Raw genomic sequence first — 18,013 nt, 5'->3', positions numbered from 1 at the left:
GTACAGGGTCGGGCTCGATAGCCCACGCGCCGCGAAGTCGGCTCGCTCGGACTCTGGCCGGCGATGCGCGGCGAGCGGGTCGACTCGGCGTCCACCGATCAGAAGCCGAGGGCTTCGGCTTCCTCGATCTTCTCGTCCGTCCAGACCTGCTCGATCGCCTTGCGCTGCTCCGGCGGCAGTTCGGGCGTCCACCGGTACTTCCGCCAGAACGCCTCCCTGCGCTCCTGCGTCATCTGCTCGTGATTCATTGCTGTCAGCTCCTTCGGTTCGAACATCTTCCCCAATGTTTCGGGCGCGGCTCAGTGCTTCGATTTGGTTCGCACGCAGTCTGTCACCTGCCGCCAAGCGGCGCTCGAGGTCGCTTCGTGCGGGCCCGGCTTCGCTCTTGATCGCCGACCGCAGGTCTTGTTGGCCACCCGGTGTGGCGTCGTAGAGGGCTTGGATCTCGGCGTGGTTGGATTCGGCCTTGCTGAGCCGGTGCTGGAGATGGACGGCGTCCGGATGGGTTTCGAGGTCGCGGCGGGCTTCGGTCAACCGCGTCGCAGCGCGGTGGAGACGGTTGCGCATGTGCGGGGTGCAGCGTGGTCCGGGCTTGGGTTTACACATCGGCGCCGACCTCGGTTGCCGTGTCGATGAGTGCGGCAAGGCACGTGCCGAGCTGCGCGACCGATTGTTTTCCTGGGCGACCATCGTCGGGCAGGTAGGTGTCCCGGCGCAGCTCGACCATCACGGCGGATACGCGTTCGTCGTGGCCGTAGCGGTTAAGCGGCACGTAACACCCTGTGTAGGGGGTGTTCTCAGCGATCTCCCCAAGTGGCAGGAAGGCCCGGCGGGTTGCGCTCGTCAACCAGTCCGGGGTGTGGAGGGGATCCGTGCCGATGCACAGGGCTGGTCGTGCCGCGGCCGGGTTCTCGAATCCGGAGGGGCGTTCGGGGTAGGAGTGGACATCGATGATCACTGCTCGTCCGCATGCGACGATGCGGTCGGTGACGAGTTCGGCGACAGCGCGGGCGTACGGACGGAAGTACTCGTCGAGGAGCCCCTCGGTGTCGGCGAATGGTTCGTCCCTGAGCCGCCTTCCGTCGCATGCGCGGGTGTAAACGGCACCGCGGCCAAAGACTGTGGCGGGTTCGGCTGCGTCGGGGAACCGTTCGGGGTCGACGACCAGTCGGGACAAGGCGTTCTTCACGATCCACGGATGGGTGCGTGCGTGGTCGGCACCGAGCGTGGCGATCAGGTCGGTATCGGTATCGGTGGCCTCGTCCAGTTCGGCGTCGAGTGCCGCGTCGTCGAGCAGCAGCTGTGCGCGGACCTGCGGGGGAATCGTGCGGGAGGCGTGCGGTACGTGCAGGATCACCGGCGATGACGGGCATCCTGGCAGGATCGAGAAGCTGTTCACGCGCGCCTTTCGTGGAAGCGACAGTCGGTGTGCTTCGGCGGTAGTTCTGAGAGTCTGTGGTGGGTCGGCCGAACCGTGGTCGTAAACGGTCCCAGCTCGAGGGCATGTTTCACGCGTGCGACGGTTGCCTGCCGTCGTCACGTTGGGCCTTGGCCTGTCTGTCTGCGTAATTGGCGTCTGGTGATGATGCCTCGACTGAGTGCGGTGGGGCGTTAGCCGACGTGATACAGGTCGTTGTTGTGCGGGCAGGGAAAGACTGCCAGGCCTCTGGTGGTGTGGAGACGTTTGCGGACTGTCTTGGCGTCGGATCTGAGGAAGTAACCGCGTTGTTTGCAGCGCCTGCACCAGGTCCAGCGTGCGGACGGGTTGTGTGATCGGTGGGTTGTCATCGCGTGTGCCTCTTCTCGTGCGCTCGTGGACTGACGCCGCCGGGTCGTCAGACGGCGCGGGTGATTTGCAGGTTCAGCCAATCGGAGACCCACTGGATGGCATTGCGGCCGGCGTTGTCGACGACCAGGGTTTGGTAGCTCTGGTGGGCACCGGAGGCGAAGAAGCTGGCTGCGTTCAGGCCCTCGCCGACGACCGCGGCGAGATCCTCGGCCCCCTGCGAGCGCGCCATCGTGGACACTGATCCGGCCAGGCCTGCGAGGTCGAGAGTTTGGGCCTGCGTGGTGATCGCGTTGCCCACCGGGTTGGCCTGCTTGCCCAGTAGCGCGGGGTCGGTCTTGCTGGCTTTGCCGGTGAGCATGTTCGCGGCCACCGAGGCGAGTTCGAGGCCGAGGGGGATCAACGCCGCGGTCTGCGCCGCGGCACCGAGCGGGTCGGGTAGCACTCCGGGCGGTGGGAAGAGTTTGTCCGCGGCGGCCCAGGCGATTTCCTGGGCCTGGCCGGCGATATTGGCCAGCTTGATCACGTCGACGTTGCCGAGAATGCTGGTGACCAGCGCTGCGATCTGGGTGTAGCCGGTCGGGTCTGGGATGATCGAGAGTATTTGGGAGACCCACTTCAAATCGGCAGCAGCGGCCATCTTCACCAACGGCGCGAACTGCACGTTCAGCTCCCGGGCGGCGTCCCGGGCGCCGCGGACATCGCCGGCGGCGATCTTCTGTGGGAGCACGATCAGGCTGTGCAAGATCTTCGGGATGTCGAGGGCGGTGATGCCGGTGACCACGTTAAGGGCCTGCTCGACGACGACTGTCGGTTTGAGGACCGATAACACGCTCGACGCGGTCGATAGGGCATCTGCGGGTGTGGTTGCCACAGGGGCGATCTGGCTACCGAGTGACGCGGCGGTCGTGGAGAGCTGCGAGATCTGAGGGTCGGTGGAGGAAAGCGTGGTGGTGCCACTAGTCGAAAGCTTGGCCGCGGTGTTCGCGATTGTGGCCACCGAGTCCAGCGCACCAGTCAGGTCCGCGTGGCTGGCTGTGGTGAGGACCTGCGCGGCGGCGTTTTCCGGCGTGCCTGCCAGGGCTGCGGCGAGGTTGCCGGTGGCGGCACTGTTTGCGGCCCCGGACTGGAGCAGCTCGGCCAGGGGACTGAGGGTCTTCGACAGCGCGGTCGCAGTGTCGGCGATCTGGTTCACGTCGACGGAGCCGCCGGTGTCGCGCAGTTGCTTTCCGAGAGCGTCCAGATTCGAGCCGAGACCGGGCAGGTCGGCGCCAGTGAAATCCGACGTCAGCGCGGTGGCGACCGCCGCGTTGCCATCTCCGCCATCGGCGGCGCCTGTGGTCTTCGACAGAATCGACCCGAGCGATCCGAGGAACGGGTTGGCACCCTTTTGGATCGAGCAGTACAGGTCTTTCGGGTCACAGATCGAGGCGACCCGCCCCGACAACTTGCCCATGCCCTGTTCCCGGGGACCGGCGATCCCCTGCCCGGAGGTCTTCGGCCCAACCGTCGCGGCGCCCTTCGTACCGGCACCGGGATCGGCGAGCAGGGCCACACCGAGGACCCGGTCGGCATCGACGGGTCCTTGATCGTTTCCGATTGCTGACGCGAGATCACCTGCGGCGTCGGAACCTTGGGAGTATCCGGTGATGGTGATCTTCGCGTCCGGGCATTTGTCGGTGTAATTCTTCAGCACGGCGGTGGCCTTGCTGACCGCGTTGGCTTTGCTGTCGGCGTAGGTGTGGCCGTTGTCGAACGCGCGCGCCATGTACGGCAGCGTGTATACCTGCGCGCGGGCACCGTTCTTCGCCTTGATCGCCTCCGCGATGGGAGCCAGCATGCCCACCGGCCGGTTTGGGTCGGCGTGCTCGTTGGTCTCCCATGTGCCGGGGATGAACAGGTTGAACGCCGTCGCGCAGTTCATCGGGGCGGCGTTGACGATCGCGGGTGCGGTAAGCGCGACGCCGCCGCCGGCGACGGTCGCAGTGGCGATCAGCGCGACGGTGCGACGCGTTCTCGAACGTCTGGCGGGCATTGGCACCTCGATTACCGGAACGGACACTGACGCCTACCTTCACCCATTTCGGCGTTTCACCTCAACGGGGTGTCGGCGTGACCCAGGCTCCTTTTTCGGTCTCTGCTGCGATGGTGGCCGCACATCGCGGCCGTGTGCAGGACACGGGCATCTTTCGCTGAAGTCCTTGCGGGGGGGTGCTCAGTTGAAGACGTCGACGTACCATTTGCCGTCGACCTCCTGGGTGGTGACGGTCTGGGTGCCGCGTTTGGCTGGCTGAGCCGGCTGCATTACCGACAGATCGACCAGGTAGACCCCGTCGGCCAGCTCGGCGGTGCGGAGGCAATAGTTGGTGCCGATCGGGACCGCGTCAATGACCTTCTGCAGTTCGGGACCTGGCAGCACCGATGAGGTGGAGGTGGCGAGGCCCCGGGCAGCTTCGCCGTTGCGCAGGCTGTAGTACGCGTGGTTGAAGGCTGCGATCACGCCTGCGCCGCTCGTCTGATCACCGCGGTCTGCCCGGCAATCCCCGTCCGACGCGGATGCGTTTTCGGTCTGCTCGGGTTCGGGCAAGTTGAGGATCGGCAGCCCATTCTCGTCAACTGCAACGGTGGCGGTGGGGGTGGTTGTGGCCGCCGGAGAGGCGGTTTCACTATCTCCGCTACGCAGGTGGCTGATGGCCACACCGCCGGCCACCACGACGGCGACCGCTGCAATGTCGGCCACCGCGTTCTTTCCAAGGCGGCGGCCGCGTGGGGACGGTAGAGGAGACCGGGGTGGGGGCAGTGGTGTGGCCGGGCCGCCGGGCGCCATGGTGCGGGCGCCCGGCGGATGGTCGATGGTGGATGGGCTACCGAGAAGGTCGAGTACCGCGGGGTGTCGCGGCGTCGATCGGCCGAGGGTCGTCTTCTTCATGGTGTTCACCCGCCTTCGTGGTGTCAGTTCGCGGCCGGAATGCCGCCGCCGACGGCGCCCGACAACAGGTTTGCGGCCAGGCCGGGCGTGGCGTCGTTGAAGAACGAGGTCAGGGTGTTGTCGACCTGCTCGATGATCTGCTGCCCGCCGGGCTGTGCAGCGACGAAGTCGCGGGCTTGGTGGTCGATCGCGGGCGCGGACTCGACGGTGTCCTGCACTGCGGAGGCGGCTGCCTGTCCGATCTGGCCGGAGTTCTCCCAGTCCGTGAGGACCGTCGCGGTCTGTGCGGTCACGGCTTCGGAGTCGATGTCCGGGACTTCGATCTCCTTCGGTTCGCCCTTGTCGCCTGCAGCGATCGGTGTGACTGCGGCCACCGCGATTCCGCCGCCGACCAAGGCGCCGGCAGCGGCGGCGGGGATGCCCGCTGCGGCGGCACCGATTCCCGCCCCGGCGGCGGTGCCGACGATCCCGGCGGGCACCCACCCGAGTCCGGGAAGGAAGACGTTGCCCGCGGTCATTCCGGCGAGGCCGCCGATGGTGCCACCGACCAGTGCGCCTGCGGTGGCCGCCGCCCCGCCTGCGGTGACTGCGCCGAGTGCTGCTCCGGCTGCTCCGGCACCGACCTGCGCGGCGGCGATCCGGTCGGCCCGCGAGGTTTCCACACCAATCGACCGCCAACCCGTCGAGACCCCTGCCTGCACAACGGCCATCGTGTTGTTCGTGCGGTCCCGGTCCATGTCGGACACCCAGTTTGGTTGCTTGATGTGCAGCTCACCCAGACGAAGGGTGTCCCGGGGTGCGATGAAGGGCTTCGTCGGCTCCACCGGAGTCGGAAGATGCAACTGCTCCCACTGCACCGGTGCGACGTAGTAGTCCTCCGGCGCCACATACGCGTTGGTCTCGTAGTCATAGTTCGGGAGGGGCTGGTACTCGATGTTTTGGTATGCGGCGGGCGGGTCGACCCAGTACACCGGCTCCGCCGGGGTCGCGGGCGCGTTCGCGGGCTCGGGTGCAGGCGTCGGGGTGGTGGTTCCAGTCTGGGTGTCACCGCCGGTGACCCCTTCCTGGTTGCTGTCGCCGGTGACGCCGCCCTGGATCGGTTCCGCGACCGCGGACGGGGTGAGTGTGAGACCGGAGGCGAGGGCTGCGGTGATAACCGCGAGCACGGTCGCGGCCTGGGTGGCGCTCTGGCGGCGGTGCCGGCCATGGCGGCGGGTAGCGCGGTTGGTGACGGGCATGGTGTAGCTCCTGTTCTGTGGTGCTCGAGAGACCGACGTGAGCGAAGGATTACGAGCGGATACGGGTGATGGGCTGTGGGCGGGCGATCGAGTGCAATTTGGTGGTGTCGATCAGTCCCCCGGCGGTGGGGTCGATGGTGCTCAGCAGCTCGACGACCTTCGCGGCGGCGGCGATCAGCGCTGTTCGGGTCTTCGGCTGGAGTTGCGGGTAATTGATGCGGCCGCTGTGCAGCAGCCGGTCGTAGGGAATGCGCACGAACCTGTCCGGCGCGATGCCGCCCCTGATGAAGTTCTCCACGTCGTCGAATTCGGTTTCCGGGTCATCGTCGGGACCTTCGGTGATCAGCATCAGCACTCGGTCGAGGACCTCTGGTGCCACACCCGCCAAGTCATCGATCATCTCGGCGACCGTGCCGGGAATCGTGCCGCGCAGGGGGACAGGAATGACGACGACATCGGCTTCGGTGGCCCACTGCCATGCCGAGGAGTTTGTGTTGTTGCCGGTGTCGACGAGCAGCAACTGTCGGTGCCGGCGCAGGACCGAGGCGAGGATCTCACAGGCGTGGCGGTCGATAGCCGCGGCAGCGATCCGCCGGTAGCCGGGCACGATCTCGACGCCGGTGGGCTGTCGGATCGTGAACCTTCCCAGCGCGCTGGCCCGCACTCCGGGGGCTGTCAGCTCTTCGGCGTGTTCGAGGACATCCCATACGTCGGGTCCGTGGTCGGCGCCGACTGCGGCCCTGTCAGCGAGGCCGCCGCCGGAGTCGCTGACGTCGAAGGCGACAATCGAGGTCGCCGGCCGGTACATCGCGAGGGTGTCGGCGATGCCGAGCAACAGCGGTGTCTTTCCAACGCCTCCTTTGGGGTTGAGTACCACAATCGTCGCGTCGGCGTCCACCTGCCGGCCGATGGTAGCGATATACCGACCTGTCACAGCGGCGGTGCGGCGTGCGCGTTCCTCGGAGGATCCCGATTTTGGGGGGAGCTTGAAACCGAGCGTGTTGAGGGTGCCGCGCAGTCCTTTGCGGGCGGGCGAAACCACGTCGGGTGAGTCGTCGGGGGTTACGTGCGGCGCGGAGAGCTGCGGGCGCACATCCAGTGGACCCTTGATCGGGCCTGTGACCGGCCCGGTCGGCCGCTGCCCCACCCGGGATGGTGTAGAGGCATCGACGGGTTGCGGGGCAGCCTCGTAGGCCATCTGTTCGGCCGCCACCACCACCGGCCCACCCCTAGGCGTGGAGACAGGCTCCACAACCGGTCCAGGTGGGGCCTCGGTGATGATCGGCAGGGGCATGCTCGGAGCACGTTCCTCTGCCTTCCCGTCCGGGCCGACGGTCAGGAACCGAGTGTCCTTGGCTGTCCGGTAGACCACCTCGACATCAACGCCCTGGGCCTGCGCCATGTTGTGCAAAAACTCGTGCACAACAGTGGAGAGCGTCTTGCTTTCGTGCGCCTCCAGATTCATTGGAGGCACGTTGGCGTCCGCCAGGGTGGCGCGGGCAGTAGTCTTGGAGGTGATCTCGACATCGACAGTCGGCGTCATCTCTAGCTGACCCCGAAGGCGCTGGCTCCGGACAGCGCGTTGTCCATGTCGTCGACGACGGCCTCGGCCGTCTCCAGCTCGGTAAGGGCCTTGTCACGGGCGCTTCCCTCAGGCAGCGCTTCGATAACGACGCGGCGCTTCGACGAGGCGGCTCGGATCTCTGCGAGCCGGTCGCGGGTCAGCTCCTGCTCCTCGCTGAGCTTGGCCAGCCACGTGGGGACCGAACTCTTGAAGTATTCCCGAAGCGACTTGATGACAGGGTCGTTCGCACCCTTGGCGACGAACGGACCGCGCAGCGCGGCCACGTCCTCGGTCGTCGGGGTGATCGACTGGGAGATACGGCGGCTCATGGGTGTTCCCTTTCGGTGATGGTGTTGGTGTAGCTGGGGGTCAGTCTCGGGAGGTGTCCTCGAGGAAATTTGGAGTTACCGCGAGTGGTCATACAGGCGCTCCGACGAGGTCGGGTTCTGGGAGGACGACGACGCCAGTGGCGTCGTAGGTGATGCGGGTCTTCACGCGGCCGGTGCCCACGGTGAGTACGGTCTCGACGACATCGCCCTCGGCGCCGCAGCGGACGTCGACCGAGTCGACGGTGACCGGGACGAGCTCGCCGTGGTCGTCATCGACGAGGACGGTCTGGCCGGCCTCGACCGCGGAGGCCGGAATGACGTCCGAGAAGTCGTCATCGCCGGTGGGCGCGGCGTCCACAGTCGGCGACTCGGCGGACGTGTCGCCGTCGGTGGCGGCGGTCGCGCCGATAACGATCGGCTCGGGAGCACGGCCGTGCCTGCGTGCCCGCGTGGCCAGGGCGCGCTCGGACTCGATGAACGAGGCCAGCTCCTGCGAGTAGCAGGTGAACCGCGGGGCCTCGGTGGGCATGAGGCCGTCGATGATCGCCTTCTCGCGCTCGGCGAGCTGGTTCCACTTGTTGGGGTGGCGGTCGACGTTCGGGGTCCACCACATCTGCGCATCGACCGGGTTGCCGTCGTCGCCGAGCGCGATGCCGCGGCCCTTGACGGAGGTGTCGACCTCGCGGCCCACGGTCGAATCGCCCCACATCATCAGCGCACCGTCCTGCGAGAGGTTGCCGAGGCTGATGCGGGTACCGAAGTTGTCGCGTGCGTTACCGGAGGCACCACCGAACAGAGAGGCGTCGGGGCGCTGCACACCGAGCAACAGACGGATACCGGCCGACCGGGCCAGAACAGCGAGGTCGGCCCACGCACCGAGAGGGTCGAGTTCTTTGAGCAGTGCGCGGGTCTCGTCGTCACCGGTCTTGGCCAAACGCTGCCACTTGCCAGAGAGAATGAAGAACTCATCGAGCACCGCGATCATCAGCGGTAGCTGCGAGCCCTCGATCTTCATCTGATGGATGTAGGCGTTGCGGGCCATCATCTCGGCATGCAGTACGCGCACGAACATCGCCGCGCGCAGTGCGTCGTAGATGATCGCGCCGCAGCCGGGGTAACCCTCGAGACCGTCGAGTTCGATCATCTTCGGATCGACTCCGACGAACGGAACCCCGCGGCGGGCGGCCTCGGTCAACAGGGTGCGGATCACCGATGTCTTGCCACCACCGGTCGGGCCGACGATCAGGCAGTGCGGCTTGTTGGAACTGGTGGAGACGTCCCAGTACATGATTCGGTCCGCGGCACCGGTCGCATACGGCAGGTGCCGCAGGTTCTCGTCGACCAACTCGAGCGGGTGGTCGACGCGCGCGGGCATCGCGGTGACCAGACGCATCACCAGATAGCCCCCTTCGGGGTACCAGTCGGTGGTCCAGTTGCGACCGGACTCGTGCGGGCCCGCCAGCGAGGCGAGGGCTTCTTCGACCTTGAACTGGAAGCCCTTCACACCGGTATTCATCGACTTCTCGAACGCGATCCGGTAGCCGGTCTCGATGCCGTCCTCGTCAACGCTCTCGACCGACACCTTCGGGTCAGTGAACATCGACGCTGCATCGAGCGCGGACTGTAGTGTCCGCTGACGGACGGAACGCGTGTCCGGGGCGATCGACTCGCGGGTGATGACGATGCGGTCGCGGTGCGCCACGTGCCGCACTTTGGTCTCGCTCTGTACGGTGGCGGGGAACGCGGCCTCGATTGCGCGGGAGACCTCTTCGAGCTGCTTGGGCCGAATGATGGTGCCGCGGTGCAGTGTGATCCTCGCGCGGCGGATCACACGCCACCCCGACGGGAACGAGACGGCGACCTTCTTCGGCAGGTGTCCGGTGCCCTGCCGGACCATCGATTCGAGCATCTGCGACCACCTGTGCCTGCGGTGGCGCAGGACGTCGACGACGACGAGCAGGGCCGCGGCGGCGACAAGCAGCACCCGGTAGTCGTGCAACCTCGTCAATACCTCGACGACCGTCTCGTTGTCGGCGGCCATCGACATCAGACGCGGGGAGGACCCAGCAACGCCCGCGGCGACGACGACGATCGGCGAGAGCGGGGTGAAACGGCGGATGCGCGTCGGCGGGCCGTTCTCGCCGACCTGGCCGGCGCGACCGCCGGAATCGCCGAAAGTATCGCGCCACGCCGAGACCACCCAGTCCTTGAGTGGGTCGTGATTTCCGCTCACCGCCTGTGCCTTTCGATCGTGTCGAGCCTGAACGCCGTCCGCTGAGGCGTCTTTGAGCACAGTGACAGAAACCCGCGATTTTCCTCAACGGGGTGTCCCCCTCGAGCGGAGCACTCCCGCCGGTGTGGCGAACACCGCTCTCGCACTCGATCTCCAGGCCGTATTGCCGAACCCTCCAAGTGCTCGACTCGCACCTGACGGGCGCTCTGCAGGCCATTGTTCGGCACGCTCGTTCGAGCGCTCTGCGGGGCGTTCACCGAGTGCTCTACGGGCTGTGTTTCAGCGCGGCTTTCAATGCTCGTTCGAGTGCTCTCTCGAGCGCTTCGCCGCGCGCCTCGGTGAGTGGGTTCGCGTGGTCGATCGAGCGGTGTTGTGAGCGCTGTGGAACACAGCTTGCACGCGTGGGCGATGAGTGCTCGGCATGAAGGTGGTTCGAGCACTGCGGATTGCGTTCGACGTGGGCGTTCCGAATAGCGTTGGCGCTGAGCGTAATTCTGGATTACACTCCCCCCCAAGGAACGCCGGGGGGGAGTGGCCCCCGGAGGGGGTGGGCGTGGGAGGCGCTTTTTCGAGCGCTCGAATCCACCGCCGAAATCCATCGCCGAATCCGGTCCCGTTTTCACCGCGCATCTGAGCGTTTCTTCGACGCACGCCTTCCTGTTCGCTCGATCCGCTCGCTGTGAACCGCCCTCGACTGACCCGTTTGGGTGTGGCCGTCTGCACCGCGTGCGCGCACCCCAGTCTCGCGCTTGTCCAGCCAGGGTGTGCACCCATATCCGCTACACCCCTGGACCCCTTGGCGTCGCGACCGTCCATGGGCCGTCACCGTTGTGCGGTTCACCGCTGCGAATCCCCGCGTTGCGCGGTCGTCGCTGGAAGCGACATTCCCGATGCCGCACTGTTTCGTTCACCTGCGCCGATGACCCGATCCCGCCGCGGACACCCCGTTGAGATGAAAAGCGAGATCGACTTACGGTCGTGCGCATCCACATTCAGGTTGCACCGAATCTCAGCGATGGAGTGTGCTCATGTCCCTTTCGTCCGCAGTCGTCGAACTGGCGACCACCCCGCATGGAACCGTCGACGTACTCGCCCAGGACACCGAAGTCTCCACCGGCGGCCTGCGTGCCTGGATCGGCGACAACATCATCTTCACGATCCTCGCGCTGATCGCGTGCGTGGTCCTCGTCGGTGGTCTGCGCGGCAACCTGTCGAAGGTCTTCACCGTCGGTGGCCTCTCGCTCGTCGGTATCGCGTTCTTTTCCCTCGCGAGCAGTGAGAGTGCCGCGACCGGCATCGGCAACTGGATTCTCGGCCTGTTCGGTATCCGGGTGGTCTGACCTGCCGTGCCCGATCACCAATCGACGTTCGAAGGGAGCCGACCGTGATCGACAACGACGACCTGCTGCACCGGGTGGATCAGCACTATCTCGGTCCGACCGGGTTCACGCTGCCGGTCCGGATTCGGTATGCGGCGCTCGGGCTCGGGTCCGCATTCCTGGTCACCGTCTTCGTCATCGCCCGCGCCGTCGTGCACGTGCCGCTGGGGTTCAAGTCCCTCGTCGTGATGATCGTCATCACCGTCGCGCTCACCGCGCGGGTGACGAAGTTCGTCAACGCCGACCGCCCGGTCCGGTCGGTGATCCGGGCCGCGTGGAATGACCTGATCGCACCGCGCCCGCCGAAGCCCGGCCAGACCGTCGTGCTCCGCATTCCCGCCCTGTCCCGCGCTGCCGGCAGCGCGGATGCCGTTACACCGATCGAAGGTGAGTCCTCCCGATGACTTTGCAGCCCGACAACGAGATCGCCGCACTGTTCGATCCGAACTTCGGCGAGCCCGATCCGGCCATCGTGCCGCCCGGGGCGTTACCGCCCTCGTGGGCGGCGGCGATGGCGGCGAACCGATCGGCCGCCACACCGGCCCCGGCCCAGGAATTGGCCTGGTCGAAGGCCCCGAACAACAGCATCGCAGCCCCCGCACCGGTCGCGGCCTCCTCCCCCGCACCGGACGCGGCGGCAGAACCCACCGGACAGGGCAAGCGACGCGGGAAGAAGCGCCGCCGCCGCGCCGACCCGGAGGCGGAGTTCACCCGGCAGGCCGCGGCGGCGAAAAGGCGCGCGGACCGCGAACGCAAGGCGGTGCGTCTCGCGCTGGTCGGGGTGGAGGGCAACATCACCCGCACGCGCCGGCAGTCGACGGCGTGGTTCGTGCAGCCGCCGGGGCCGTGGAACATGCGTCCGGTCGGCAAGCAGCGCCGCTACATCCAGAACGAGGGCTTGGTCGTGGCGAATCTTGCCGAGGCCGGGGTGACGGGGCTGCACCGGCGGCTGGTGCGCACACCGTGGCCGGTGCGGCAGTGGGCGCAGGCGCATGACGGGTGGGCCGATCCGATCCCGGACGTGCCGGGGGCGTTGTCGTGGGCGGATTACCTACGCGGGCAACAGCACGCGATGCTGTGGGGCAACCCGACCCAGAAGGGCCGCTACTGGGGTGTGGAACTGCCGCCGCGCTCGGCGGGCGCGCAGGGTCTCGACACGGTCGGGCAGTGGCTTCTTCCGGTCGTCGACTGGCCACTGATCGGCAGGTTCGCCCGGCTGTGGCGCACGTGGGCGCGCGATGCATTTCTGGGCGAGCAGAAGGCGATCGCCGATCACCTCGCCACGATCGAGCGGCACCTGTCCGGGCAGGGTGTGAACGCCAAACCCGCAACCGCAGCGCAGATGGACTACCTGCTGTTGCGCTCGGCGACACTCGGGCTGCCGCTCGATGCGGACGGTGTGATCTCCGGTGCCGGCGACTGGGAGGAATCCGATGTCGCCGCACTCGAAGACCTCACCAACCTCGAGCTGACCCCCGGCGACGGCTACACCACGGTGCGCGGGCAGGTCGGCGGCCGGGACTACACCGGCTACGCGATCGTCCTGACGGTCGGGCGCATGGCGCCGCTGCCGATCCCGGAGAAGATGCTGCCGTGGCAGGTGATCGGTGACCCGTCCGGCGAACCCCTCGAATGGTCCGAGCGCATATCGCTCAAGACCAAGGGGCAGACGCTGCGCAGCCTGCGCCGGCTGACATCGAAGATCGAGGCCCAGTTCGACCACTACACCGTCGAACACGACCAGTCCCCGCCGCAGGAACTGGCCGAACAGCACGCACTCGCCCAACGGGTGATCTCCGACATCGAGGAGGACCACTCGGGCCTGTCGATACGCACCGAGGGCTGGTACCGCGTCCTCGTCGTCGGTTCGTCGCCGAAGGAGGCCAAGGAGAAGGTCGCGTTGCTGCAGGAGATGTATGCGCCGCGGATTCGCCTGGAACAGGAACACGGCCAGTACCAGCTGCTGCGCGAGTTCGTCCCGGGGGAGCCGCTGGCGAACATCGCGCACTGCCGGCGGATGAACGTCGAAGCCCTCTCGGCCGGGATGGCCGCGGTCGGTGACCGGATCGGTGACCGCACCGGCGTGGTGGTCGGACAGACCGCGTCGATCGCCCCGCGGCCCGCGGTGTGGGATCTGTTCGCCGCGCACGAGAAGAAGCACAAGTCGGGTCTGACACCGATCGTCGCGGTGCCCGGCTCGGGTAAGACGTTCCTCGCCGGGATGCTCGTCTACCAGGCGGTGCGTGCCGGTGCCTACGGTGTGGTGCTCGACCCGTCGGGGCCGCTGAAGAAGCTTGCGCAGCTACCCGAGTTCCGGGGTATCGCCGAGGTGCAGGCGCTGACCGGGCGCACCTCGCGTCCGGGATCGCTCAACCCGTACCGGGTGATCGTCGACCCCCGGCGCGGCGACCCGGAGTACGACTCGTCCAATCCCGACTACGCCGACGACGCCGATCCGGTCGCCGCCGCACAGTCGCAGTACGAGGCGGATCTGCGGGCCGCGGAGGCGGAGCGGATCTCGGTAGCGGTGTCGGTGCTGAAGATGATGCTCACGCCGTCGCGGCTCGAACACCCATGGACCGAGACGGTCCTTCAGACCGCGGCGAACATGGTCGGCGGCGACCGCAACCACAACCTGAGCGAAGTCCTTGCCGCCATCGCCGCGATCGGCGACGGCAAGGACGAAACCAACGTCGACCTGATTTCCTGCGCGCGGTCCATCCACCAGGACCTGGCGATGATGTCAAAGCTTGCCGAGGCCCGTGTGCTCTTCCCGGAGGAGGGAACCATCGGCGACGGCGAGGACGTCGATCGCAACGTGCGCCTGACGGTTCTGACGATGCCGGGCCTGCAACTACCCCCCGAGGGCACCGACCCGGCTCAGTGGACCCCGCAGCAGCGGATGGCCGGCCCTCTCATGCATATGGCGGCGTGGATGGCGAACCGGCTCGTCTACGAGCTGCCGCGTTACGAACGCAAGGTTCTCTTCCTCGACGAGAACAAGTACCTCGAGCAGACCGGCGCCGGACGCACCCTGAACCTGCGGATCGCCCGCGACAGCCGCAAGTACAAGGTCCGCGCGCTGGTGTGCTCACAGCTGCCCGACGACTACCTCGGAGTCGACGGCACCGACGACAAGTCCGCGCTGACGTACGAGGTGATCATCGGTGACCTCGGCGGCAACGCCCACGCAATCGAGGGCGCGCTCAAGCTGCTGAACCTTCCCCTCGGCGAGGGCTACGAGTCACTCCTGGCCGGTCTCGGCGGCGGCGGGGAGGACACCCTCGACGAGGACACCGACACCGAACACCTGGACCAGGCCCGCCGATTCATCGTGAAGATGGCCGACGACATCGAGCTGATCCGTTCGGACTGGACGCATTACGTGCACCTGGCCCACGTGTTCGACGCCCTGGACTCGCGAGCCACCCGCGCGGCGATCCGGGGTGCGGCATGAGCCCGTCGCAGCCCGGCATGCGCCGCAACTCCGATCACGTTTTCCGCACCGGCGCCCTCCAAGCTCGCCCACCGGAGCGCGGCCACGGCGTCCGCAGCCTGCTGCGAGCGGGACGTCAGCACCAAATGATCCGGCTTCTCACCCTCAGAGCCGCACGGATGGACCGTTTCCCTTTCCCGCGCCGTTTTGGGTGGCGTACGGGGCTCGTAGGGCGTGTTCTGGTGGTGCTGATGCTGGCCGCGGTGTCGCTGATCGGACTGGGTGGAACTGTCGCGTCCGCCGGCGGGTTCGACTGCCAGGACGTCCCGCCGCCGGAGTTCCCGAACGAAGTCATCGAGACCACCTTCGACTCAACCAGCGCCGACCGGCCGACCACCGGCGGCACGGGTTATCAGACCTACGGGTGGGCCGGGCTCGAGTGGCACACCTACGACCTCGGCTGCGGCGCGGACCTGGTCAAGGCACCGGGTGCGGTCGGCGACACCACCCTGGGCAACACGTTCTTGACCATCGGCAAGTCAATGGCGGCGGCCGCGTTCTGGCTCGACGACCAGACCAAGACCGGCCAGGACGCCACGAAGGCCGGGGTAACTCCTGCGCTGGAGCGGTTCGACCAGATCGTCTTCTCTATCACCGAGGGCATGCGGTTCCTCTACGGACAGTGGGTCGGCATCGCCCTGGTCATCGTGGCCGCCATCGTCCTGTGGAAAGCCATGAAAGCCGACACGGCCGGGGTCACGAAGACCTCAGCGATCGCGGCGGCGGGACTCGCCCTCGGAGCGTTGATGGTCGGGGCTCCGCAGAAGGCGCTGCAGGTGGCCGACGAGACGTTTGGGTCGCTGATCACCGAGACGCAAGACCAGATTTTCACGGTGCAGTTCGGCGACGACGATGGCACGCTCGCTGCCGGCGGCACTGACCCACGCAACGTGCTGATTGACAAAATTTTCCTTCCAGACTGGCGCAAGGGATGGTTCGGCACCAACTACGACCCTGAGGACACAGCTGGCCTCGGTGTGAAGCTCCGAGACTCACTGGCGTTCACCTATGACCAGCAGCACGCGGTGAAGGACGATCCGAAGGCGCAGGCGCAGCTCGCCGAGGAGAAAGCCGACCAGTTCCGGGAGATCGTCACCGATCTCGAAACCGACTACCAGCTCTCCTACTACCAGTTCCAGGGCAAGGACTCGGGCCGCACATCCACCGGTTTCATGGGCATGATCAAGCTAGCCATGCCGTCATTGCTGTGGATCGGCGCGTCCCTGCTGAAACTGACCGCGCTGCTGGCGATTCGGTTCGCGGTCCTGTTCGCGCCGATCTGGGTTCCGGTCGCGATCGCCTACGGCGGATGGCTAGCCCGAGTGATGCGCATGCTCGCCTCGGCCTACATGTGGGGCGTGGCCGGTTCGGTGATCGTCGCGCTCTATCTGATGGCGCTGGTCCAGCTCTACGTCGATTCGAACGGGGCCGTCGACGGCTCCTGGCGACTGTGGTTCATGGCGTTGCTGACCGTCGTGTGCTGGGCGATCATGCGGCCGTTCAAACGGATGAGCCAGACGTTCACCCAGAACAGCGCGAGCATGGTCAACCGCAAAGCGCGAAGCGCGAAGAAGTCCATCAAACGCAAGGCATTCGACGCTGCGAGCTTCACGGTCGGGGGGCCGGCGCAGGCGATCGCGGAGAAGGCCGCCGAGCGCTTCGCCCGTCGCGGCCGCGACGGACACGCGGACGACGACGGGGCGGCCACGATCACTCGGCCCGAAGGTCGCGCGCTGGGCAACCGCCGCCAGCAGGCGCTCACGCAGTCCCGTGCCGATGCCCGCAAGGCGCAGGGGGTGGGCCGGGGCGCACGCCTGGGCCAGACCTCCGATGCCGCGATCGAGCGCGATGCACGGATCGCGGGGATCGCTGCCGTGGCCAGCCGCGACATCGCTAGGGGCAAGGGTGGGGTCGACGGCAAGGACGCCGATCGCGCGGTCCGCTCCGGGGCCGCGGCGTGGAAGTTCTTCGACCAGAACGAGGCCGACAGCCTCGTTCAGGAAAGCCGGGCCCGCAAGGAACTGCTGACCGCCAGCGTCGGACCGCGGTGGGACGGCGGCGACCGCTCGGCCATCGCGCCGATGAAGGTCTACACCCCCACCCGCGGCCAGCGGCGGGCAGATCACGCCACGGTGTCCACGCCGCATCGCTCACCGGCGAAGGCGTGGGACGCCGACGCCCCGGCCCGCACGACACCTGAGGACCGGTACATCTGATGTCGCCATCTGGACCCAACCCTGTTCTCGCACCGATTCGCCGATGGGTGCTCTACTCCCGCACCCATCTGGCGCTTACGGTGGTCGGCGCTGCGGCGTTGCTGTTCGCCGCCGGCGCGGTCTTCGGAGAGAACCCGCCGCCGCGGGCAGTCGCCCATCAGGCCGACACCACCGTCGAATCGGTCACACCCGCGGAGACGATCAGCTACGACCTCGACGAAGTGAGCGAGTCCCTGGTCGCCGCCAAAACCGCAACCTGGGCAGCGTCGAGCGCGCCGGCCACCGCGATGGCCTACGCGCACGCGTTCGTCGACGCCATACAGTCAGATGCGGTGTGGGCCAGCACCATCGGCCGCCACACCGCCGACAAGCCGGGAGAGTACGTCGTAGCGGCCCGCCCGCGGACCCCGGTGGTCATCACCGGCCCCACAGTCAGCACCCTCGCCGACGGGCCAGACGGCGCGCGAACCGCACGAGTGACTGTTCCGACGCAGGCCGGTGACCTGCGGATCACGCTCTCCGTCGATGACGTCGACGGAAAGAAGCGGTGGGTGGTCGACACTCCCCTACCGACCCTCAACCTGTCCGAGGTCGAGAAGACCGCCCCAACGACCACCACGGCCACGACGCGCACGTCGACGACACCGACCACCACCGCGGCCGACACAACGACGCCGCAGCCGACATCGACCCCGAGCCCATCGTCGACGGCGCCGCAGCCCACGTCCGATCTCGACGAACCAGCAACCGCCCCGAACCGGGGCAACGACCCGACACCGATTCCCGGACCGATCCCGATCCCGGACCTCGACACCCCGATCCCGGGGGGACTGTGAGGATCGG

The 18,013-nt window shown here is 67.3% G+C and carries 13 protein-coding genes; 5 read left to right on the top strand and 8 right to left on the bottom strand.

The window, feature by feature from the left end; genetic code table 11:
• Positions 1-98 precede the first annotated feature (98 nt).
• The 8 genes from RHA1_RS51145 to RHA1_RS44140 all read right to left on the bottom strand — a co-directional run bounded on the left by RHA1_RS51145 (position 99) and on the right by RHA1_RS44140 (position 10,079).
• On the bottom strand, positions 99-248 hold the full coding sequence (locus tag RHA1_RS51145; protein ID WP_167541028.1) for a hypothetical protein: 150 nt from the start codon (positions 246-248) through the stop codon (positions 99-101).
• Between the two features lie 350 nt (positions 249-598).
• Positions 599-1,399 (bottom strand): N-formylglutamate amidohydrolase, encoded by an 801-nt coding sequence (locus RHA1_RS44170; protein ID WP_050787730.1) that lies wholly within the window; start codon positions 1,397-1,399, stop codon positions 599-601.
• A 436-nt stretch (positions 1,400-1,835) separates the two neighbouring features.
• Positions 1,836-3,821, bottom strand: a complete 1,986-nt coding sequence (locus RHA1_RS44165; protein WP_041813771.1) for a cutinase family protein — start codon at positions 3,819-3,821, stop codon at positions 1,836-1,838.
• 180 nt (positions 3,822-4,001) lie between these two features.
• Complete coding sequence (locus RHA1_RS44160) at positions 4,002-4,526, bottom strand: DUF8176 domain-containing protein (RefSeq protein WP_237727133.1); 525 nt, start codon at positions 4,524-4,526, stop codon at positions 4,002-4,004.
• A gap of 212 nt (positions 4,527-4,738) precedes the next feature.
• Positions 4,739-5,953 carry a hypothetical protein gene (locus RHA1_RS44155; protein WP_011600567.1) on the bottom strand — a complete coding sequence of 405 codons (1,215 nt, stop codon included), beginning with the start codon at positions 5,951-5,953 and terminating at the stop codon, positions 4,739-4,741.
• 49 nt (positions 5,954-6,002) lie between these two features.
• Complete coding sequence (locus RHA1_RS44150) at positions 6,003-7,496, bottom strand: MinD/ParA family ATP-binding protein (RefSeq protein WP_011600566.1); 1,494 nt, start codon at positions 7,494-7,496, stop codon at positions 6,003-6,005.
• 2 nt (positions 7,497-7,498) lie between these two features.
• On the bottom strand, positions 7,499-7,846 hold the full coding sequence (locus tag RHA1_RS44145) for a hypothetical protein (protein ID WP_011600565.1): 348 nt from the start codon (positions 7,844-7,846) through the stop codon (positions 7,499-7,501).
• Between the two features lie 88 nt (positions 7,847-7,934).
• Positions 7,935-10,079, bottom strand: coding sequence for a type IV secretory system conjugative DNA transfer family protein (locus tag RHA1_RS44140; RefSeq protein ID WP_050787729.1), 2,145 nt, complete (start codon positions 10,077-10,079; stop codon positions 7,935-7,937).
• Between the two features lie 1,028 nt (positions 10,080-11,107).
• Here RHA1_RS44140 and RHA1_RS44135 point away from each other — a divergent pair.
• From RHA1_RS44135 to RHA1_RS44115, 5 genes are read left to right on the top strand one after another with little or no spacing between them, the layout of a single operon-like run.
• Positions 11,108-11,419 (top strand): hypothetical protein, encoded by a 312-nt coding sequence (locus RHA1_RS44135; protein WP_011600562.1) that lies wholly within the window; start codon positions 11,108-11,110, stop codon positions 11,417-11,419.
• Between the two features lie 44 nt (positions 11,420-11,463).
• Complete coding sequence (locus tag RHA1_RS44130; protein ID WP_011600561.1) at positions 11,464-11,862, top strand: hypothetical protein; 399 nt, start codon at positions 11,464-11,466, stop codon at positions 11,860-11,862.
• Positions 11,859-14,915: an ATP-binding protein gene (locus RHA1_RS44125; RefSeq protein ID WP_011600560.1), complete on the top strand. Its 3,057-nt coding sequence runs from the start codon at positions 11,859-11,861 to the stop codon at positions 14,913-14,915. Before RHA1_RS44130 ends, RHA1_RS44125 begins: the two co-directional genes overlap by 4 nt.
• A complete protein-coding gene (locus tag RHA1_RS44120) occupies positions 14,912-17,170 on the top strand; it encodes a hypothetical protein (protein WP_011600559.1) in 2,259 nt (752 codons plus the stop codon). Before RHA1_RS44125 ends, RHA1_RS44120 begins: the two co-directional genes overlap by 4 nt.
• Positions 17,170-18,006: a hypothetical protein gene (locus tag RHA1_RS44115; RefSeq protein WP_011600558.1), complete on the top strand. Its 837-nt coding sequence runs from the start codon at positions 17,170-17,172 to the stop codon at positions 18,004-18,006. Before RHA1_RS44120 ends, RHA1_RS44115 begins: the two co-directional genes overlap by 1 nt.
• Positions 18,007-18,013 lie beyond the last annotated feature (7 nt).

The organism is Rhodococcus jostii RHA1 (genome assembly GCF_000014565.1).
Taxonomy (GTDB): domain Bacteria; phylum Actinomycetota; class Actinomycetes; order Mycobacteriales; family Mycobacteriaceae; genus Rhodococcus_F; species Rhodococcus_F jostii_A.
This window is presented reverse-complemented; position numbering and strand designations above follow the sequence as displayed.